The sequence below is a fragment of the Caldicellulosiruptor hydrothermalis 108 genome (assembly GCF_000166355.1).
Classification (GTDB): Bacteria; Bacillota; Thermoanaerobacteria; order Caldicellulosiruptorales; family Caldicellulosiruptoraceae; genus Caldicellulosiruptor; species Caldicellulosiruptor hydrothermalis.
Genome location: NC_014652.1, coordinates 1,865,004 through 1,886,326 on the forward strand (window position 1 = coordinate 1,865,004; position 21,323 = coordinate 1,886,326).

22 protein-coding genes are annotated in these 21,323 nt (G+C 36.6%); 5 read left to right on the forward strand and 17 right to left on the reverse strand.

The genetic code is table 11. The features are described 5' to 3' along the window. Positions 1–9: 9 nt before the first annotated feature. The 5 genes from CALHY_RS09270 to CALHY_RS09290 all read right to left on the reverse strand — a co-directional run bounded on the left by CALHY_RS09270 (position 10) and on the right by CALHY_RS09290 (position 6,723). Complete coding sequence (locus tag CALHY_RS09270; protein ID WP_013403698.1) at positions 10–909, reverse strand: carbohydrate ABC transporter permease; 900 nt, start codon at positions 907–909, stop codon at positions 10–12. 51 nt (positions 910–960) lie between these two features. Next, complete coding sequence (locus CALHY_RS09275; protein ID WP_013403699.1) at positions 961–1,899, reverse strand: ABC transporter permease; 939 nt, start codon at positions 1,897–1,899, stop codon at positions 961–963. Between the two features lie 135 nt (positions 1,900–2,034). Further along, positions 2,035–3,711: an ABC transporter substrate-binding protein gene (locus CALHY_RS09280; RefSeq protein WP_013403700.1), complete on the reverse strand. Its 1,677-nt coding sequence runs from the start codon at positions 3,709–3,711 to the stop codon at positions 2,035–2,037. Positions 3,712–3,850: 139 nt separating this feature from the next. After that, positions 3,851–4,936 carry a uroporphyrinogen decarboxylase family protein gene (locus tag CALHY_RS09285; protein ID WP_013403701.1) on the reverse strand — a complete coding sequence of 362 codons (1,086 nt, stop codon included), beginning with the start codon at positions 4,934–4,936 and terminating at the stop codon, positions 3,851–3,853. 116 nt (positions 4,937–5,052) lie between these two features. Beyond that, positions 5,053–6,723, reverse strand: a complete 1,671-nt coding sequence (locus tag CALHY_RS09290) for an ABC transporter substrate-binding protein (RefSeq protein ID WP_013403702.1) — start codon at positions 6,721–6,723, stop codon at positions 5,053–5,055. A gap of 297 nt (positions 6,724–7,020) precedes the next feature. On the opposite strand from CALHY_RS09290, the gene hisC reads away from it, so the two are divergent. The 4 genes from hisC (at position 7,021) to aroA (ending at position 11,334) form a co-directional block, all read left to right on the forward strand. Continuing rightward, on the forward strand, positions 7,021–8,097 hold the full coding sequence (gene hisC, locus CALHY_RS09295; protein WP_013403703.1) for a histidinol-phosphate transaminase: 1,077 nt from the start codon (positions 7,021–7,023) through the stop codon (positions 8,095–8,097). 77 nt (positions 8,098–8,174) lie between these two features. Continuing rightward, positions 8,175–9,188: a 3-deoxy-7-phosphoheptulonate synthase gene (aroF, locus tag CALHY_RS09300; protein ID WP_013403704.1), complete on the forward strand. Its 1,014-nt coding sequence runs from the start codon at positions 8,175–8,177 to the stop codon at positions 9,186–9,188. A 5-nt stretch (positions 9,189–9,193) separates the two neighbouring features. Then, positions 9,194–10,036, forward strand: coding sequence for a prephenate dehydrogenase (locus CALHY_RS09305; RefSeq protein ID WP_013403705.1), 843 nt, complete (start codon positions 9,194–9,196; stop codon positions 10,034–10,036). Further along, positions 10,033–11,334: a 3-phosphoshikimate 1-carboxyvinyltransferase gene (gene aroA, locus CALHY_RS09310; RefSeq protein WP_013403706.1), complete on the forward strand. Its 1,302-nt coding sequence runs from the start codon at positions 10,033–10,035 to the stop codon at positions 11,332–11,334. The genes CALHY_RS09305 and aroA overlap by 4 nt, the downstream gene beginning before the upstream one ends. 23 nt (positions 11,335–11,357) lie before the next feature. Here aroA and CALHY_RS09315 read toward each other — a convergent pair whose 3' ends face one another. The 11 genes from CALHY_RS09315 to CALHY_RS09365 all read right to left on the reverse strand — a co-directional run bounded on the left by CALHY_RS09315 (position 11,358) and on the right by CALHY_RS09365 (position 19,767). Further along, positions 11,358–12,122 carry a DeoR/GlpR family DNA-binding transcription regulator gene (locus CALHY_RS09315; protein ID WP_013403707.1) on the reverse strand — a complete coding sequence of 255 codons (765 nt, stop codon included), beginning with the start codon at positions 12,120–12,122 and terminating at the stop codon, positions 11,358–11,360. A gap of 8 nt (positions 12,123–12,130) precedes the next feature. Then, positions 12,131–13,552, reverse strand: a complete 1,422-nt coding sequence (locus tag CALHY_RS09320; protein WP_013403708.1) for a rhamnulokinase — start codon at positions 13,550–13,552, stop codon at positions 12,131–12,133. A gap of 50 nt (positions 13,553–13,602) precedes the next feature. After that, positions 13,603–14,160 (reverse strand): GNAT family N-acetyltransferase, encoded by a 558-nt coding sequence (locus CALHY_RS09325; RefSeq protein ID WP_013403709.1) that lies wholly within the window; start codon positions 14,158–14,160, stop codon positions 13,603–13,605. Between the two features lie 6 nt (positions 14,161–14,166). Beyond that, positions 14,167–14,643 (reverse strand): metallophosphoesterase, encoded by a 477-nt coding sequence (locus CALHY_RS09330; RefSeq protein ID WP_013403710.1) that lies wholly within the window; start codon positions 14,641–14,643, stop codon positions 14,167–14,169. Further along, a complete protein-coding gene (locus tag CALHY_RS09335) occupies positions 14,624–15,235 on the reverse strand; it encodes an XTP/dITP diphosphatase (RefSeq protein WP_013403711.1) in 612 nt (203 codons plus the stop codon). Before CALHY_RS09335 ends, CALHY_RS09330 begins: the two co-directional genes overlap by 20 nt. Beyond that, entirely contained in the window at positions 15,204–15,980 is a 777-nt protein-coding gene (gene rph, locus CALHY_RS09340; protein WP_013403712.1) for a ribonuclease PH, read from the reverse strand. Before rph ends, CALHY_RS09335 begins: the two co-directional genes overlap by 32 nt. Before the next feature lie 20 nt (positions 15,981–16,000). After that, positions 16,001–16,984, reverse strand: coding sequence for a GerMN domain-containing protein (locus CALHY_RS09345; RefSeq protein ID WP_013403713.1), 984 nt, complete (start codon positions 16,982–16,984; stop codon positions 16,001–16,003). A gap of 108 nt (positions 16,985–17,092) precedes the next feature. Next, positions 17,093–18,073, reverse strand: coding sequence for an MraY family glycosyltransferase (locus tag CALHY_RS09350; RefSeq protein WP_013403714.1), 981 nt, complete (start codon positions 18,071–18,073; stop codon positions 17,093–17,095). Then, positions 18,066–18,578, reverse strand: a complete 513-nt coding sequence (locus CALHY_RS09355) for a hypothetical protein (RefSeq protein WP_013403715.1) — start codon at positions 18,576–18,578, stop codon at positions 18,066–18,068. The genes CALHY_RS09350 and CALHY_RS09355 overlap by 8 nt, the downstream gene beginning before the upstream one ends. Next, a complete protein-coding gene (locus tag CALHY_RS09360) occupies positions 18,575–19,357 on the reverse strand; it encodes a CheR family methyltransferase (RefSeq protein WP_013403716.1) in 783 nt (260 codons plus the stop codon). Before CALHY_RS09360 ends, CALHY_RS09355 begins: the two co-directional genes overlap by 4 nt. A 23-nt stretch (positions 19,358–19,380) precedes the next feature. Next, on the reverse strand, positions 19,381–19,767 hold the full coding sequence (locus CALHY_RS09365; RefSeq protein WP_013403717.1) for a GNAT family N-acetyltransferase: 387 nt from the start codon (positions 19,765–19,767) through the stop codon (positions 19,381–19,383). A gap of 121 nt (positions 19,768–19,888) precedes the next feature. Between CALHY_RS09365 and CALHY_RS09370 the strand changes: the two genes are divergently transcribed. Further along, positions 19,889–20,383 carry a MogA/MoaB family molybdenum cofactor biosynthesis protein gene (locus CALHY_RS09370; protein WP_013403718.1) on the forward strand — a complete coding sequence of 165 codons (495 nt, stop codon included), beginning with the start codon at positions 19,889–19,891 and terminating at the stop codon, positions 20,381–20,383. Between the two features lie 12 nt (positions 20,384–20,395). Here CALHY_RS09370 and CALHY_RS09375 read toward each other — a convergent pair whose 3' ends face one another. Next, the gene (locus CALHY_RS09375; RefSeq protein ID WP_013403719.1) at positions 20,396–21,322 is read right to left on the reverse strand and encodes a cyclic pyranopterin monophosphate synthase MoaC/MOSC-domain-containing protein; all 927 of its coding nucleotides are present in this window, start codon (positions 21,320–21,322) and stop codon (positions 20,396–20,398) included. Between the last annotated feature and the right edge of the window lies 1 nt (position 21,323).

Genomic DNA, 21,323 nt, shown 5'->3' on the forward strand with positions numbered 1-21,323 from the left:
CAACCTCAATTATTCTCCTTTCACACTTCCAAGAGTAAGACCCTTTACAAAATATCTCTGCAAGAATGGATATACCATAATAATCGGAGCTGTTGCAACAATTGTCATACTTGCTCTTACTGAGTTTGGAGTAACCTGTTGAGTTTCAGCCATTGCTCCCATTTGATAGTCAGGATTTCTTCCAACCTGCATACTTACAGATGCCAGAATTTTTTGAAGCTCATACTGAAGGGTACTCAGGTCAGGTCTTTGTGAGTTAAAGATATATACATCAAACCACGAATTCCAATGTCCAACTCCAATAAAGAGTGCTATTGTCGCAACTGCTGGCAGAGTAAGTGGAAAGATTATCTGCCACAAAATTCTAAATTCACTTGCTCCATCAATCTTAGCAGATTCAATCAAACTTGAAGGAAGTGACTCTATATAGCTTCTGACTACAACAACATTGAACATTCCCAGAAGGGCCGGTACAATATAAACCCAAAATGTGTTTAAAAGTCCCAATGATCTATACAATAAGTAGGTTGGAATTAGACCAGCACCGAAATACATGGTTAGAACCATTATTGCAGAAAACGGACGTCTTAATACAAAATCTTTTCTTGAAAGAGGATAAGCAACAAACATTGTACAAATAATACCCAGCACTGTACCAAGAACTGTTCTTGCAACAGATACTAAAGCTGCATTATAAATCTGTGGATTACTAACAATAATTTCATAGTTCTTCAAAGTCCACTTTCTTGGCCAGATATAAATTCCTCCTCGAACTGTGTCAAGAGCATCGTTAAACGAAATTGCAAGAACGTTTAAAAAAGGATATAAAGTAACAATACCCACAAAAATCAGACTTATATAAACAACCAAGTCAACAATAATATCCTCGGCTGTTTTTTTCTTAAACATCTCAAACATTCCCTCCTGTTTATATTGTTGAAAAACCTTGCCAAGATTTTTCTATACCACAGTGGATGCATTCAATTTTGCAGCAACCTTATTTGCAAACAACACAAGCAAAATACTTACAACGCTCTTAAACATACCAGCAGCTGTAGCATATGAATATCTGTACATTGTAATACCATAGTCAAGAACGTATGTGTCAAGAATTTGAGAGTAATCCTGAACAAGCGGGTTTCTGAGCAAAAGAACCTGTTCAAAACCAGCATTCAAAAGCCAACCAACGTTGAGAATAAGAAGCATACTAATTGTTGGTGCAATCCCCGGCAGTGTTACATATCTTATCTTTTGCAGTCTTCCACAACCATCCACACTTGCAGCATCATAAAGTTCCGGGTCAATACTTGTCATTGCAGCCAAATACACTATAGCATTCCATCCTGTTTCCTTCCAAACATTCGAGAGAGCCAATATCCACCAGAAATAATGCCCTTCGCCCATCCAAACAATTGGTTGTTTTATTATCTTAAGTGACATTAAAATTTGATTGAGTATACCTGACTCAGGTGAAAGCACACTTATAACTATACTCGCCGCCACAACCCAAGAAACAAAGTGGGGAAGATATGAAATTGTTTGAATAGTCCTTTTAAATAACATATTCTTTACTTCGTTTAGCATCAACGCAAGTAAGATAGCTGCTGCAAAGGACGTAACAAGCTTTAAAAAGCTTATAACAATTGTATTTCTCATAGCAAGCCAAAAACCAGAGTCACTAAACAAATCTTTAAATTGTTGCAAGCCTACCCACTCTGAACCCCAAACACCCTGGAAAGGCCTGTATTCTTTAAATGCAATGACCCACCACCAAAGAGGTACGTAGTGAAACAGGATAACATACAGTACAAAAGGGAATATCATTAAAACTAATTCTTTTTGCTCCTTTACCTTCTGCCAAAAAGTTTTTTTCGACTCGGTGTAATATACTGCGTCCAAAGCAATTACCTCCTTTGAAAACTTTTATACCTCTATATTGTAAGTACCCAGGAAAGCAAATGCTAAACAATTAAAAATTTTATATAAGGGAAGAGGCAACTATCTACCTCTCCCCTTATCCATTTTTACACAATATTACTTAACCTTGATTCCGTACCAATCAGCCATTCTCTGCCTCATTTCCTGTGTGTAGAACTCTTCAATTGGTTTTGGATTTATCTTTGCTCTAACTTCTGCCTTGTACTTGTTCCATATCTCATCATATTTGCCTTTTGGAGCCATTATAAGCATTGGTATATACTTTCTTGCAAGATCGTTAGCAATATTGAGTGGAACCTGAATCTCTTTTTGCTTTTCTGGTGGAATGTTAATTTCCCAAGCATATCCCCAAGGTGGAGATTCAGGTTCATCTGCAAATGGCGGCTCAACAAAGGTCTTTGCTTTATAAGCATCAAGGACTTTCTTCTGTGCAGGTGCCCATTGCATATATGCAATATCCGGATCAAGCTCAGGTTTTACATAGTTTCCATCTGGAAGTTTCAGCTGCCATCTTGGCCAAATGTTCCAGTAGCCAAGCCCTTCCTGTTTCTGATAAACAGGGTCTCTTGCTTTGTCAATCATAGCCTGAGTTCTGTACATCTTGCCTTTCTTATCAACAAGATAGTCCCTTCCTTTAATACCCCAGAACATGAGCTTTTGCACTTCTGGGTTCAAAAGTTGGTCTAAGAACTGAAATGCTCTTACAGGGTCTTTGCATTTTTTAGTAATACTTACTCCATCTCGAGTCCCGATTGACTGAAGCATGACATATCTTGACTTTTTAACTCCTTTGAATACAATACCAAACGGAACAAGGATTCTGTCATCCTCCCCGTTCTTTCTTAAGGTGTTGAATGCTGTGTTGAAATGCCATGACCTTCCCCAGCTTGTTACAACTCTACCTTGAGCAACTTTCGCTGCCCATTGGTCATATGTTTGAACAAAAGCTTCTTTATCGAACAAACCTTCATTCCACAGAGCATTTAGCGCCTTGTATGCTTTATACATTCCTATTCCCGCAGGGTCATAGCTTGCTTTATATGTTTTTGGATCAACTTGTACAGTATCTGCAATCAAACCATTCAAACCTGTTGCCGGATCCTGAATTACATAAAATCTTGCACCTTCTGTAATTGCTGACATGCCTATTACAGGCATGCCTTTATACTTTGGATATTTCTTGACATAGTTTCTTATCATTGGCACCAAATCTTCCCAGTACTTTAACCTTGGCCAATTATTCTTTTGTAACATATCAATCATTACATATAAACCTTCGCCCATTGAGCTCGGTGAAACTTCTCCTCTTGTGTAGCTCAAGAAGTAAATGTGTCCGTCTGCCTGGCGCAATTTTTTCAAATCAGCAGATGAATAAGCCTTCTTTGTCCACTGACCATATTTCTGAATGTAATTTTCAAGCGGAACTAAAGCTTTGTTCTGAATAAATTGTTTGTGTTCACCGCTACCGTAAACAAGGTCTGGCAAGTCGCCAGATGCAAGCATAAGCGATATTTTTGTTGCCTGGTCCATTCCTACAAAGTGTTCGATTTTTAGTCTCACACCAGTCTTTTTAGTAATTTCCTGACCAATAGCAGTGCTAAAGATATCTGGGTGATATTGTACTGTTGCATCTGCACTAAACATTGTAAATGTTACAACCTTTTTTGATGCACCTTCAACCTTCTGGGAAGATACAGGTACAATCCCACCCAGCACCGCGGAAATAATGAAAACAAGCGCTACCACAATCGAGATTTTTCTTATAAATTTCAAATTTACACGCCTCCTCTCCTTGAATTTTTATTTAGGATGAACAATTATCATCCTCTACTGTTCATTTTACATAGTATTTAGATAAAAACAACCCTCAAAATCTAACATATTTCCCCCATAAAATTGATATGTCAAAAAACTATATTCTCCCAAATTCTTGAACAGCCCACATGTATATTTTGATATTCTCAAGAGGAGTACCTGAAGCAACAGAACCTGCAGGTGTCTCGATAAAGTTTCCATCCTCTTTTAAAACTTGCATATCCCTCTTTACATATTCAATAATTTCCTCTGCGCTTCCGTTTCTCAATACAAATGGTGGCATCTGTCCATAAATCAACGCATGTGGCATGAGCTTTCTTATCGTGGCAGGGTGAATTTCAGGTCCAAAATTAACGCTGTTTACTCCAAGTTCATTTAAAATAGGAATTAGGTGCTGCATATTGCTATCTGAATGTTGATAGCGCGTATCTTCTTTTCTTGGTGCGAAGTTTTTAAACAAACTCTCCAAAATAGGTGCACAGTATCTTTCATAAAGCTTGGGCGAAAACAAAAAGCAGTTATCATCATTAATTGCAATTCCGTTATATTCAACTTCACAATAACCTCTTAAATTTTTTATATATTCCACAAGTTTTTCTTTTAATATCTCAAAAAACTCATCCATTAGCTCTGGTTCATCCATCAGTAACGTACAAAGATTTGTTGTCCCTAATAAACTTGTTGCAATTGTAGCAGGTCCTCTTGTCATATGTCCCCATCTTAGTTTCTTGCCAGTTAGATTCTCGTAATCTTCTTTTGCTTTTAAAAGTTCAGGTGTAACCACTTTTTTTACATCAATCTTCTCCATCTTTTCTATAAAACTTTTTACCTCATCTAAACTTTCAATTGCTTGCTCAAGCCAAGGCGTTCCCCCTTCTGATATCACAACCTTTGAACCCATTACAACCTCAAATCTTGTTGGCTCTGGAGGGTCAAGCTCTTCTTCTGAATAAAATCTTCTCCCAAGCTCTTCTTCCAAAATATCATTAGCTTTTTTATGAATTTGAAGCCTGTATGATTTGTCAGAGTAATAATCAACTGTTGAAAAAGGACCAACCAGCTCAAATAAAAAATGGTCGTCAAGCCAAAAGTGTATAGGAATCCTTGTTTTTTTGTCAAAATTAAACCAACAAAAATCATTTTCTTCCCAGAATTTTTTTACATCAAATTTAGATAAGTCCACAAGAACCCTCCTCCTTTGTTGGTATTATTTTTTAGACTACAAAAATTTATAGGGAAGACCTCTAAAACTAAAACAGGAGGCCTTCCCTATAAAATATACCACAATTTACTCCAAGTTTAGTTCCAATTCTTTACTCTCCAGCGAATCATCTCTGTCTTGAACTGCTCGTATACTTTGTAATTTGTCTTTTCAAATGCTTGCAAATATTCTTTCCATATTCTCTCAAAGTCAGCATCTGTTTTAGCCATTACAAGCTGTGGCAGATATTTTCTTCTTACTTCACTCATCTTCTGTGTTGCAATAGTTACTTGTGTCTTGTCAGCAGGAATATTGATTTCCCATGCAAATCCATAAGGTGTTTCAAGCGGTGGGTCTGTAAATGGAGGTTGCATGAAATATTTAGCTTTATATGCATCGAGAACTTTCTTTTCAGCTGGTGAGAAGTTCTTGTATACATACTCTGGGTCAAATCCTGGCTCTCTGTAATTTCCATCCTGCAGCTTCAAATATGCATGCGGGAATACCCACCAGTATCCAAGCCCTTGTTTCTTCCTGTAAACAGGATCTTCTCTCTGTTTTTTCTGTTTGTCTGTTAGGTACATCTTTCCGTTTTTGTCTACACTGTAATCAACACCTTTTATTCCCCAGTACATAAGTTTTTGAGCTTCTAAAGAGCACAGAGTATCAAGGAACTTAAATGCTGTGACAGGGTCTTTACACTTCTTTGTTATGCTAATACCATCTCTTGCGCCAATTGGCTGAATCATAAGATATCTTGCTCTTTGAACACCTTTGTAGACAACCGGGAAGGATACATGCATTCTATTGTATTTCTTTGCATTTTTCAAAGAAGCTTCTGCATCATATCCAAATTGCCACCACTGGTCGTAGAATCCTACAACTCTACCCTGAGCAATCTTGGAAAGATATGTGTCATAGTTTTGAACGAACACTTCTTTGTCAATAAGCCCTTCTTTCCACATCTTATTCAAATCCTTGTAGTATCTCTTTGAACCTTCCATTGTTGCATAAACTTTTGCTTCATATGTCTTCGGGTCAACGATTACATCACCATCATTTTGATACCCCATAAGATATGAAGGTGGATTTTCTAAAGTGAAGAATCTCCAATTTTCCGTAATAAATGTAAATCCGATAGTTGGTTTTCCCTCAATAGTAGGATTTTTCTTTACATAATCTCTAATGAGCTGCTGATAGTCCTCCCAATACCTTACCTTTGGCCACTTTGCCTTTTCAAGAAGATCAATTGGTAGCCAGAACCCATCTGGCTTTAAGTCTGGTGTTATTTCGTTTCTGTATGGTGATAAGAAATAAATTTTGCCATCTTTTTGTCTTAGTCGCTTCAAATCTTTTGCACTATAAATTTGTTTGCAATATTTTCCGTATTTTTGGATATAGTTATCCAGCGGTACCAAAACACCTGCTTCAATCAATTTTCCATGCTCCTGATGTCCATGAATCAAATCTGGTAAATCACCAGATGCCAACATAAGACCAATCTTTGTCGCCTCATCTTGTCCTGCTAAGTATTCGATTTTGAGTTTTACACCTGTGAGCTTTGTAATTTCTTTACCAATAGGAGTGCTAAATAGGTCTGGATGAGGGTCTGCATTTGAATCTCCATAGAAAAATGTCAATGTCTTTACGGGTTGATTGCTTGAAGCCGCTTTCACAGAATTAGACTTTAAACTTGGCAGGGTAACAAGGCTTGAAAAAATGAACACAAAACAGACAAACCACGCAAATGATTTTAATTTTTTTGACATCTCAAACCCTCCTCACTGTATATTTTGACATTTCTACGAGCAAAAAGACTTTAAAAATTGTGAATCTGAAATAAATTATAACTATAAATTGTAGAAATGTAACCCTGAAAAATTTTATATTTTTCCCCCGCAAAATTGACTTTTTTAATCCCTGATGAATCTAAAAATTTATAACTAATCTACAAACATTTTTGCTAAGCTAACTCAATATTGTTTTTTATTCATCACTTTTTTCTTGACAAATCCTAAGAGTTGATAATAAAATTATTGAAAATCGCAAGTTAGGGGTGTGCTAATTTGTTCAGAGAAGTAATAAATACAATTTCACCCTATATCCCTGGCAAACCTATTTCTGAGGTGAAAAGAGAGCTTGGCCTTGAAAAGGTAATAAAACTTGCTTCAAATGAAAATCCTTTAGGACCATCACAAAATGTGAAAAAAGCTTTGATGCAAAACTTGGATGAACTTGGTATTTACCCGGATGGAAACTGTACAGAACTAAAACTCAAGCTTTCAAAAAAGTTGGGTGTAAAACCATCGCAGATACTTCTGGGAGCAGGTTCTGATGAAATCACTCAATTCATCGCTGCTGTATTTATCAATCCAGGGGACAACGCAATAATGGCAAAACCTTCTTTCCCACGATACGAAACAGTTACAAAAGTGATGGGCGGCGTTCCTGTAGAACTTCCATTAAAAGATTTTACACATGACTTAGAGTCTTTCTACAACAATATAAATGAAAGAACAAAGGTAATTTGGATTTGCAATCCAAACAACCCTACAGGTACAATTGTCAAGAAAAAAGAACTGTATGACTTTATAAAGTCAGTACCCTCACACATTGCGGTTGTTGTTGACCAGGCTTATAAAGAATATATAGATGACCCTGAATACCCAGATGCCACAGAGTGGCTCAATGAATTTGAAAATCTTATTGTTCTTCAGACATTTTCAAAGATCTATGGTCTTGCATCTTTAAGAATTGGATATGCAATAGCATCAGAGGAGATTATTGAAAAATTAAACAGAATAAGACCACCTTTTAATGTAAATCACTTGGCACAGATTGCAGCTTCTGCTGCCCTTGACGATGAAGATCATGTAAAAAAGGCGAAAGATCTCAACAAAAAGTCTCTTGAATTTTTCTATAAAAGCTTTGAAGAAATGGGGCTTCCTTATATAAAGTCATATGGAAATTTTGTCATGGTAGATGTAAAGAAGGATGCTGTTGAAGTGTTTAAAAAACTACTTTTAAAAGGCATAATTGTAAGACCAGGTGATATATTCGGTATGCCAACATATCTGAGAGTTACAACTGGCCAGGAAGGTGATAACATGGGATTCATAAAGGCTTTGAAAGAAATTCTATAGAAAAAGAAAATTTGAAGAATGGTAGAACGGATGCAAACTGTAGTAAAATAAAAAATGGTAGTATGGAGGCGATGAATATGATTATTGTAATGAAAAAGGACTGTAAAGAGTCAGATATTGAAGAGGTTGTAAAGCTAATCACATCACTGGGCCTGCGGCCCCACATTTCACAGGGCGTTGAAAGAACTGTGATTGGTGTCATTGGCGATGAGAGAATTCTGTCTGATGTCCCTGTTGAACTTTTACCAGGTGTTGACAGAATAATACCAATCCTTGAGAGCTACAAACTCGCAAGCAGAACCTTCAAACCAGAACCTACAGTTATAAAAATTAAAGATGTAGAGATTGGCGGAGACTCAGTCACGCTTATTGGTGGTCCTTGTGCAATTGAAAGTTATCAGCAGATGTTTGAAGTTGCAGAAAAGATTAAAAGAAGCGGTGCAAAGATCCTACGTGGCGGAGCTTATAAGCCAAGAACATCTCCATATTCTTTCCAGGGTCTTGAGGAAGAAGGATTGAAAATATTAAAAGAAGCTGCACAAAAGTATGACCTTTTAGTTATAACAGAGGTAATAAGCGAAAGTGCTGTTGACAGAGCGTATGACTATGTAGATATTTTTCAAATTGGTGCAAGAAATATGCAAAATTTTAATTTGCTAAAATATGTGGGAAGACAAGACAAGCCAGTTCTTCTCAAGAGAGGGCTTGCAGCAACAATTGAAGAGTGGCTGAATGCTGCTGAATACATCTTGAGCGAAGGAAATCCAAATGTTATTCTGTGTGAAAGAGGAATAAGGACATTTGAGACAGCAACAAGAAACACTTTGGACATTTCAGCAATCCCTGTTGTGAAGGAAAAAAGCCATCTTCCAATAATAGTTGACCCGAGCCATGCAGCAGGGAAAGCAAAGTATGTTCCAGCACTTTCAAAAGCGGCAATTGCAGCAGGAGCTGATGGGCTTATGATTGAGGTCCATCCAAACCCGCAAAAGGCTCTCTCTGACGGTCCTCAGTCAATCACGCCCGATGAGTTTGACAAGCTTGTAAAAGAAATAACTTTAATAGCAAAATCAATTGGAAAGAGTGTATAGAGGAAATGGTGAGAGAAAGGATACTCATAGCAGGGCTTGGCCTTATTGGTGGTTCACTTGCAAAAGCTTTTAAAAAATGCGGGTATGAAATTCACGCTTATGATATAAACAAAAGTGCAGTTGAAAAAGCTATTTGTGAAGGTATTGTAAAAGAGAAGATTGAAAGTTTAGATGAGGCAGAAGATGAGTATGCCTTTAGTTTTATATGTGTCCCTGTATTAGAAAGCATACCTATTCTTAGCAAATTATCATCAAAAATCAAAAATGGAATCATAACAGATGTTGGAAGTACAAAAACTCAGATTTGCAAGTATTCCATCGAACATAAAATTACCAATTTCATCGGTGGACATCCCATGGCAGGCACTGAAAAGATAGGTTATGAATATTCATTTGATACACTCTTTAATGGTGCATACTACTTCATAACCCCAACAGGGATGAATAGAAAAGATGATATTGAAAAGCTTAAGAATCTTTTGCAATCAATAGGATGCAAGGTTGAGGAGATTGACTTTGAACTTCATGACAAAATAACAGCTGTTATTTCACACCTTCCGCATGTTGTGTCTGCAGGGCTTGTGAATATGTTAAGTAGTAGTGAGATATATTGCAAATTTGCTGGAGGAGGGTTTAAAGATATAACCCGTATCTCCTCCTCCAGTCCAAAAATGTGGGCAGATATATCAGTCTCAAACAAGAACGTGTTGCTTGAACTTATTGAGGCTTATATTGAACTTCTGAAAAACTTTAAATTAAGTTTGCAAAGTGAAAACTATAATGAAATTTACTCTTATTTTGAAAAAGCAAAATTAATTAGAGATAAGATTGTGAGTGATGAAAAGTGAATGTTAAGATAGACGGAAGAAGAAAAATAAACTCAAATGTAATTGTTCCGCCTGACAAGTCAATATCCCACAGAAGTATCATGATTGGAAGCTTGGCAAAAGGTGTGACAGAGATAGAAAACTTTCTCTTTTCGGATGATTGCTTGGCGACCATCAATTGTTTCAAAAATCTTGGCACTGACATAGAAATTCGAAATGACAAAATAATTGTTAAAGGAAATGGCTTTGCTCTTAGTGCTCCAAAACAGATACTGGACTGCCAAAATTCAGGAACAACCACAAGACTTCTTCTTGGGATTTTGTCAACCCAGGAATTTGAATCTATTTTGACAGGTGACAGCTCCCTTCAAAAAAGACCAATGAAAAGGGTCACAGTGCCTCTTTCCCAAATGGGAGCTGAGTTTGAGTTTTTAGAAAAAGAAGATTTTCTACCTATTAAGGTAAAAGGCAGCAAAGTCTTGAAACCGATTGAATATACCTTACCTATTCCAAGTGCGCAGGTAAAATCTGCATTGATTTTTGCGTCTTTAAGAGCTGAAGGCAAAAGTATTTTAAAAGAGAGTCCTAAGTCAAGAGACCACACAGAACTGATGTTAAAACATGCGGGAGCAAATATAAAAAGTTGGGAAGAAGATGGGGTATATACAGTAGAGATACTGCCAAGTCAACTTTCCAGCATAAAGATAAAAATTCCATCAGATATATCATCTGCAGCATTTTTTATTGTTCTTGCACTAATATGCGAAGGTAGCTCAGTGGTAATTGAAAACTGTATTTTAAACCCAACAAGAACAGGTATAATTGATGTTCTAAAACAGATGGGTGCTGATATTAGCATTGAAGATGTGGAAAATAGAAATGGAGAGCTTGTGGGAAAAATAGTTGCAAGAAGCAGCAACCTAAAAGGAGTAACGGTGAACAAAGACGATATTCCCCGCATCATAGACGAAATACCTATTTTGGCAGTTGCAGCGGCATTTGCCGAAGGTAAAACCACAATCGATAACGCTTCAGAACTGAGAGTAAAAGAAAGTGACAGGATAAAGACAACAGCTCAGATGCTGAAAAGTTTTGGAGCTGATTGCTATGAACTTGAAGACGGACTTAAGATAATAGGCTCAAGGGAAAGACTCAAAAGTGCAATTGTAAACTCGTATAAAGACCACAGAATAGCAATGGCAGCATCTATCATGGCGTGTGCAGTCGAGGGCGAGAGTACCATTTTGGATGCAGAGTGTGCATCAATCTCTTTTCCAAACTTTTACGACATTCTTTTTTCGTCAACAAAAAAGATATAAAAAAGGGGCTGTTGGCCCCTTTTTTAGCAATATACAATCTCTACATTTTTCTCTCTGATTGCATTTTCCTGGCTTGGCGGCAGTATCTTGTCTGTAAAGATGAAATCGACATCGTCAAGTGTTGCAATGTTAACTAAAGCTGTCTTGTTTATCTTCGTGTGGTCTGCTATCATGTAAACCTTGTCTGCTATCTCAATCATGAGCTTTTTGACCTGAGCTTCAAGCTCGTTTGACTCTGTAAATCCTTTCTCAATGTCAAAACCTTTACAGGATATTATTGCTTTGTTTGCATTTAAGCTCCTTAAAGTCTGCTCAGCTATTGGTCCAACAAGCGATAAAGATTTGTTTCGCAGTGTTCCTCCAGTTGAAATAACCTTTATTGTGTCTTCAAAAACTTTTAGCTCATTGATTATCTGCTCTGAGTTTGTAATGACAGTAATTTTCTTTTTTGTTTTCAAAAGCTTTGCAACCTGAAGTGCAGATGTGCTCGAGTCCATAACAAGAGTATCGCCATCCTCGATGTACTTTATCAAGCTCAGTGCTATCTGCTTTTTACCCTCTATGTTTGTAACATTTCTAAACTCGAAAGGAATATCAACATTGTAATTCTCGACCAATACCGCCCCGCCATACGTTCTTTTCAAAAGGCCTTCTTTTTCAAGCTTTTCAAGGTCACGCCTTATTGTCTCTTCTGTAACATTGAAAAGCTTTGCAAGCTCAGGAACAAGAACGCTCTTGTTTTCGTTGAGCATTGCCATAATCTTTTGTCTTCGTTCAATCGCAAGCACTTTTCCTCTTACCTCCCTTTGTAGTATTCAAATTGGACGCTCTTTTTGAGAAGCTCTCTTCCTTCCTGCAAATTCTTAATCTCACCTAAGGCGATGAGCTGCATGAGAATATTACCAAACACTGTTGCCTCGACAGGCCCTGCCACAACATCTCTTTGTGTAAACTTTGCTGTAAGCTCGCAAAGATACCTATCTCTAATGCCTCCGCCAACCATATTTATTGTAGAAATCTTAAGCCCTGTTAAGTTTTCTATCTCCTCAACTGTATTTTGGTATTTTTTAACAATTCCATTGTAAGCTACTCTTGCAATGTCGCCAAGTGTTTCTGGTTCTTTTCCAAAGTGGATTCTGCAGAAGTTCTTTATCTCCGAAATGATATCAACAGGTGCTAAAAACTGTTCACTATCAGGGTCAATTGCATAATCAACATTGGATTTTTGTGCAAGTTCACTTATGAGATTGTAATTTACTTCTTCAAACTTTTTGCTCCACGCGCTTTTTAGCTGCTGGATAATCCAAAGTCCTGTGATGTTTTTCAAAAACCTTATTTTGTTCTCAACCCCGCCTTCATTTGTAAAGTTTTTCTCAAATGTTTTCTCGTTTATTAGAGGGCTTTCAAGTTCAACACCCATCAACGACCACGTACCGCAGCTAAGATAAACTGTTTGTTTTCCGTCAGAAAATGGTGCTGCTGCCACAGCTGAAGCTGTGTCATGGCTTCCCACTGCTATAACAGGTATGCTTTCCACCTCAAGCTCTTCTTGAACATCCTTTGAAAGCTTTCCTAAAATGTTTCCTGGATAAATTATATCATTAAATAAATCTTTTTCAAACCCAAGTTTTTCAATGATATCAAAACTCCATGTTCTCTTGTGGGCATCTAAAAGCTGAGAAGTTGAAGCAATAGTGTATTCGTTTACCTTCTCACCTGTTAAAAAATAAGCAAAAAGGTCTGGCATAAACAAAAGAGAAGACACATTTTTCATTATCTCAGGTCTTGTCTTGTAGTCTATATATAGCTGGAAAATTGTATTGAAATTCATAAATTGAATACCAGTGGTGTTATACAGCTGTTTGAGAGGTACTATATTTCCTACTTCCTCGATAGCTGTTCTTGTTCTCATATCTCGATAATGATAGGGATTGGAAATAAGGTTTCCATATTTGTCTATCAAACCATAATCCACACCCCATGTGTCAACCCCTATGCTTGTTATACTTTCAAATTGCTTTTTTGCTTTATAGATTCCAATCTTAAGATTGTTAAAAAGGTAAAGGAAATCCCAAAAAAGACTTTTACCAAGGCGCACAGGATTGTTTTCGAACCTGTGAACCTCACAAAGTTCTAAAACAGACCCATCAAACCTGCCAACAAAAACCCTGCCATTTGACGCACCAAAATCAGCACCGATGCAATTTATACTCTTCATTTTTGTCCTCCTTATTCTGTTTTAGTTATTTTATGTTTGTTTTTATTATATCATATTTGAGTCTTGTTTGCTATTTTTAAATAATCTTTTCTTGTTATTCCCATAATAATTACATCATGAAACTTTCCTTCAATAAGCCTTGCCTCTCTTAAAACCCCCTCAATCTTAAACCCGCACTTTTGATATGCTTTAATAGCCCTTATATTCTCATCGAAAGTATCAAGTTCTATCCTATTGATATCAAGGGTATCAAAAAAATATTTCACAAACGCTTTAATTGCATCGGTGCCAAATCCTTTTCCCCAGTAGTTCTTTTCTCCAATATGTATGCCAAGAACTACCACTTTGTTGATAGAATCATAATCTCTATAGGAAATAGAACCAATAGGTTTTTTTGTTTCCTTGGTTTCTATAATAAATCTTTTAACAGAAGAGGAGGAACGCCTGTAATACCATCTTCTAAACTCTCCTATTGTAACACTTGAAATATTTGTCTCTGCCCTTGCCCAGTAGGCAACTTCTGGGTCATTTGCCCATTTTTGAAGATATTTTAAGTCCCCCCACCTAACCTCTCTTATATTCACAAGTTCACCTTGTGCTATTATCAATTTCTTTCACACCTTTTCCAAATATGCTACAACTCCGTAAGGAGTAACTTCTGCTATTGCAAACGACCTTGAACCATCCCTTGAAAAAGCTAAACTTCCCGGATTTAAAAAGAGAATGCTATCTGAATAAAACTCCTCCTGCTGATGAGTATGACCAAAAAAACATGCATCCACTCTAAACGCTTTTGCATGATTTACAATAATGTCATATGTAGACTTCACAGAGTACATATGACCATGGGTAATGAGTATTTTTTTGCCGCCAAGCTCAATTATCTTCTCTGATGGAAAGTCCTTTGTAAAGTCATTGTTACCCCTTACAATCTCAAATTTGAGATTGGGAAATCTGCTTTGTAGATAAATTGCATCTTTTACCAAATCTCCAAGGTGAATACACATTTCTATGTTCTTCTCGTATTTTTTAATAATCCTCTCTGCATCATATACAATCCCGTGTGTATCGCTAATTACAAGTACCTTCATTGTAAATCTCACCCAGAATCTTTTTTAAGTTTTCAAAAGCCTTTGCTCTGTGAGATATTTGGTTCTTGATTTGGCTATCCAGCTCTGCAAATGTCCTGTCAAATCCATCAGGTACAAACACAGGGTCATAACCAAAACCATTTTCACCTCTTGGCTCAAAGGCAATTTTGCCACGGCAAATGCCTTTTGTCTGATATATCCTACCTTGCTGGTCTATAAAGATAAGAACGCATACAAACTGTGCACATCTTTTTTCTTCTGGCACATCTTTTAGCTCATCCAAAAGCTTTTTTATTCTATCCTCATCTGTGGCATTTTCGCCTGCATATCTTGCAGACATTACACCCGGTCTTCCACCCAAAGCGTCAACCTCAAGCCCAGAATCATCAGCAAGCGTGGGCTGCCTGAAAAGGGTATATATCATCTTTGCCTTTTTCAAAGCATTCTCTTCAAACGTTCTGCCATCTTCTATAATGTTTATACTGCTGTCAAAATCGTTTAGTGTAACCACGTCGTCAAAATAACTTCCAATGAGCTGCTTTATTTCCTTTGCTTTTCCCTCATTCTTGGTCGCAACAAGAAGTTTTCTCATCTTTTGGCACACTCCCAACAAGCTCGCAATCCTCACCCAAAACTTCTTTCTGGACTTCTATTATCCTTTGTATTCCCCGCTTGCCAAGCTCCAAGAGTTTCTGGAATTGATCCCATGAAAAAGGAGCTCCTTCAGCAGTTCCCTGTATCTCAATAAATTCACCTTTATCATTCATAACAAGGTTCATGTCAACTGCAGCTTTTGAATCCTCTTCAAAGCAAAGGTCAAGCATTTCAACGCCGTCGCAAATTCCCACAGATACAGCCGCAACAAAGTCTGTTATAGGAAAGTTTTCAATTATCTTTTCATCGTAAAGTTTTTTGCACGCATCAAACATGGCAATAAACCCGCCAGTAATAGAAGCTGTGCGTGTTCCACCGTCTGCCTGGATTACATCGCAGTCTATGATTATTACTCTTTCTCCAAGCGCTTTAAAGTTTATACCTGCTCTGAGTGCCCTGCCAATGAGTCTTTGAATTTCGTGACTTCTTCCACTGAGCCTCAGTTTATTTATATCTCTTACATTTCTCTGCTGGGTTGCACGGGGTAGCATTGAGTATTCAGCTGTTATCCACCCTTCCCCACTTCCCTTTTTAAACGGTGGTACCTTGTCATCAATTGTTGCTGTGACAATTACCTTTGTGTTGCCCATTTCGATAAGGCACGAACCTTCTGCATATTTGATGAAGTTTCGTGTTATTTTTATTGGTCGAAGTTCATCATAAGCTCTCTGGTCTTGTCTCATTATTTTTTGCTCCCTTCCTTTCACAGTCTTATTTTTAAACTGTTAAGCTTGAACTGGTCCATATCTATTTTTTCTCTCAAATCATATTGGTCAAGATAAGGTTCTTTCCCATCTATTGAGATTTTTAAATACTTAAGATTTTTGTCTATTTCCCTTGCAGTAAAACATATTGAAGAAAGAATAATATCTACCTGGCTACTACCTTTCAGGTTTAATAGCTCTTTCGACAGGTCCATATACAAAGTATTTTCTTTTAACTTTACATTATTCAATTTTAACCCATTTAACTTAGAAAATCTATAGCTAAGACTATTGATTAAACTTTTTTGTGCAAATGTCATGGGAATACTTTTGAATTTCTCTGGAATATCTATCCACTTAGGAACAAGAAAAATCTCTGACAAAACTTTCTGAGGAACAAAAATTATAACCTGCCCCGCTTTTTTTCGTTCAAATGCTTTGTTTGTATAACTTTTCCCTTCATTGTAAAAGTATACTCTATCTATATTTTCAAACGATGTCAAGTAAAAAGTTATTGCTTTGATGTAAAAATCCAAATACTTTTGTTTGTAAAACTCGCTATTCAAGTCAACAGCTGCAGCGCCATTTTCAATTTTCAAGAAGTTTATCTTCACACTGTCAGGAAAGATACAAAAAAGCCCAAAACTTCTGAGATTGCGCTGTCGCGAAGCAGAAAAAATGGAAAGTTCAAGCCCTCTTTTTGCAACATCAAGCGTCTTAGTTGAGAAAATTTCTGTCAACACCAAATTGTGATTTTTATCGCAAAAAATAGTTTTAATACTTGCAAGATTCTCACTTTGTCCAGTTTGTTGAGAAAAATAAGCATCACTTTCCACAATCTCAAATTTGATGCTATCGTCTGTTTGACTGCTCTCGTTATTGTAATTACTTTCCTGTGAGGTGGAAGATAGACTTTCCCAGCTGCAGCCTGCCAGGAAGATTAAAAAAGAAAGCATAGCAAAAAAAATAATTCTTTTTCTCATTCTAAACCACCCTTTCAAAAAGTTATGTTAATCTTTCATATTAAGAAGAATATTTAATCTTTGGGCGGCTTAGAACAAGAAAAAGAACTTAAAAAAATCTTTGATATCTTATCTTCTGGCAAGAAGCATGATAATCAGGGATGTCAATGAAAAACAAATACTTACAAGGTATAAAAACAAGACTGTCTGTTTCTGATTCAAACCTGCCTCCAAAAGCCTAAAATGCACCTGGCTTCTGTCAGCTTGATAAATTGGCTTACCTTCTTTGATTCTCTTGAATATGACAAAAAGGTTATCAAAAATAGGAAGACCCAACGTCAAAATGGGTACTATCAACGACACTACCGTTGCCACCTTAAATGTTCCTTCCACAGCAATTGTCCCAAGCACAAACCCTAAAAAAGTGGCACCACTGTCGCCCATAAAGATTTTAGCGGGATGACGGTTGAATATCAAAAACGCAGAAGACACACCCACTAAAGCTGCTGCCATATATGTTGAAACCCTTGCGGTTGATATTATGCTCAGGTTCATCAGAGCAACAAAAAACAGGGTTGTCCCGGAAATTGTGGTAATACCAGCTGCAAGTCCGTCTATCCCATCAATAAAGTTTATAACAGTTGTTACTCCAAAAAGCCAAATAACTGTTGCTATATACTGGAACCAAACAGGAAAGCTTATGAATTTATGAGTAAAGGGATTTGTGATCCCTTCAATCTGTATTCCCATAAAGAATACTATTGAACATGCTAAAATCTGAACAATGAATTTTGGCAGGGCACTCAGTTCTTTCCCTTGTGATTTATACCAGTCATCTAAAAGACCTATTGCTAAAATCAAACATGAAGCAATAAAAAATCCTAAGAACTCCTTGCTAAAACCTCTTATCAAAAACTGGGATATGAAAAAAGCTAAAAAGAGAGCTATACCACCTGTCACCGGTATAGGTGTTGAATGAATTTTTCGGGGATTGGGTCTGTCTACAAACCCCAGCTCAATAGATTTTTTCTGCACATACGGTGTGATGATGGTTACAAGGACAAATGCTACCAAAAACGAAAGCGCGTCTTTTATCACAAGTTCAGCCATGGTTAGTCCCTCCAAAGATTTTGAGGCTTTTTAGTTTTTGTAAAATCAGCGTAAGAAGATAATCATACAGAATAAATATAACTTCTGAAGAAACAATTGTCAGAGCCAGTCCAAATTTGAAATGTGGAATTTCTTTTATAATTAGTTTGAACATAAAATATAAAATAATTAATGCAAGGTTGTAATACAAAAGCTTTAAAAAAAATTCTACATAAATGGGAAAACCCTTTTCACATAAAGCCTTAATTATAGGATATAGACCAAAAATGAAAATATAAACCATCGACACAAGTTTGTTGGGAATCAAGAACATCCCTAATAAAGAACATGCAATATATACAAAAAACCCCTCTTTTGTTCCAAATAACCAAACTATTACCATAATGCATACAGACGAAAGAATGTAAAATATGCTATTTGCCCGTGGCAAGATTGAAGCAAATATCAAAAAGATTATTGTCAGTGCCACCATCATGCCTGCGTATGTAATTTTCCTCGTACTCAAATATTCATCACCTTTTCGTAAAAGAAGGTTTTTATGGGTTTTAACCCATATTTTTGTGGCATTATTATCTGTTCGGTTGAACCTACAAATAAGATACCGTTCATGACAAGTGACTTGTTAAAATTTCTGTAGACCATATCCTTTGCTTCTTCAGTAAAATATATTAAAACATTGCGGCATACAATCAGGTCCATATCCTTTGGATATGGATCTTTCAAAAGGTCATGGTGTTTGAACTCAACACATCTTTTTATTTCATCACTTATGTAATATAATTCTCCATTTTCTTTAAAAAACCTTCTTACAAATTCTTGAGGTAGCCCTTCTAAGCTCTTTTTCATATATACTCCTTCTTTGGCTTTTCTTATAGCATCATCGTCAATGTCAGTTGCTAAAATTTTTATTTCGCTCAAAGGGAAAAATCTTGTCAAAAGCATTACAATTGAATATGGCTCTTCACCTGTGGAACAGGCAGCAGACCATATCTTGGGTCTCTTCGTCCTCTTTAGTATATACGGCATGATTTCTTTTTCGAGTATCTCCCACTGTTGAGGGTTTCTGTAAAACTCTGAGACATTGATTGTTAAATAATTTATAAATTCGTTGAAAAGTTTCTGGTCCTTTGTCAACGCATTATAATAATCTGAAAAAGTTTCAAACCCGTTTTTTTTCATGAGCGACTCAATTCTTCTTTTCATCTGTTTTTCTTTATAATACGAAAGATTTATTCCTACAAACTCCCAGATCTTTTTCTTGAACCACTCATAATCAAGCTGCATCTCTTACCCTCTTTCTACAAATTTTATTGCTGACATTTAAGATTCGCATAAAACGCCTGAACATCTAAAACAAGATATTCTCCCTCTTCTACAAACCCAACTCTTTTGAAAAAGTTGTCATTGAGGCCCTTTTTTACTTTAATAAAACTTATTGAATTTCTATAACAGTAATTAATCTGCATTTTTAAAAGCCCATCTCCAAATCCCATGTTCCTAAATTCTTCCTTCACAAAAATGGTCATGATCTCAGCTATGCCATTTTCAACCTTGAGCTGAGAAACCCCTAATATATTGCTGCCATCTAACACAACATGTGAAATTGCGCTTCCATCAAAAGGTATATTGTTGACATCACAAAAATTTTTGATCTTTTCTTGGTTTTCCTGTGGTACTTCTTTGAGCTCAATCATTAAATTTTCCCTCTTTCAATACAAGAAAATATCTTATATAATTATAACAAATTCCTGTTGACTTTGAAATGCTAACTAAAAAATATTTAAGCAGAAGCCTTGCAGGAAGGAGATGAAACAAATGGATTTTACATTCGCAGTAATCACATGCTCGGACAAAGCTTCAAGAGGAGAAAGAGAGGATTTGAGCGCAAAAGTAATAATCAATATACTGTCATCCCAAGGTTTTATAAATGTATTTTATAAGATTGTACCAGATGAGAAGGAAATGATAAAAGAAGCCATAATTCAGGCACAAAAAAGCGGAGCAAATCTGATACTGACAACTGGTGGAACAGGATTTTATAAAAGAGATGTGACACCCGAGGCAACACTTGAAATTGTAGAAAAACAAACACCAGGCATTTCAGAGCTTATAAGATATGAAACGGGAAAGATAAACAAGAAAAGCTACCTTTCCCGTGCAGTGTCAGGAATATACAAAAACAGTTTAATAATAAATCTTCCAGGTTCACCTAAGGCAGTAAAAGAGTGCCTTGAAGCAGTTTTGCCAATCTTAGAGCATGGTCTTAATATTCTTTTAGAAAATGAAAAAGAGTGCGGAAGCGAATGCTAATTAAAAATTTCCTTACTCATTTAGAATCTCAATAATATCTCCTGCTTTAATCTTGCCACCTTTTAATACTTTTGCAAAAAGCCCCTCTTTTGGCATTATGCAAACCCCAACAGACCGTGCAATTTCGCAGCCGCTACCGTGGCACTTTTTCCCTATCTGGCTTATCTCAAGCAAGACATTATTCCCTATTTTCAGTTTTGTTCCAAGCGAAATTTTCTGCAGATCCAAGTTTTCTGTTGTAATGTTCTCTGCAAACTTGCCAAAACAAAGGCCTTTGAGCCCGTACTGTTCCATCTTCTTTATGCTGGATATATCAAGAAGACTCACCTGACGATGAGAAGACCCGGCGTGTGCATCACCTTCAATCCCATAGTTTTCAATCAAAACCGCTTCGCTTACTGGTTCTTTCGGCGTTCCTTTTTGTCTGCTGATGTTGATTGACACAACCTTTGCAGTTTTATTTTCATTTTCAAAAATATAATGTCCAGATTTTCCCCCAGATTTTTCTATAAGCCTGACATCAGTAATTACCATATCTTTTTTTACCGCTTTGCACATGTCATATACTGTCTCTAAAAAAATAACCACTGCTGTGATTGCTTCCATCTCAGCACCTGTTTTTGCCTCAGTTTTTATTTCTGATACCGCTTCAATGTACCCTTCTTCCCTGTCTATTCTATACGAAACATCAACAAAAGACAAAAATATGTTGTGGCAAAGAGGTATGAGCTCAAACGTCTTTTTGGCAGCATTTATAGCTGCAATCTTTGCAGTTGCAAACACATCCCCTTTTGGTAAAAGCCCATTTTCAATTGCTTCAATAACATCCTTTCCTACAAAGATCTTCCCGCTTGCTCTTGCAACCCTAAAACTTGGTTCTTTTGACGTAACATCTACCATCTTGGGAAGGCCATCTTTATCAAAATGTGTAAATTCCATA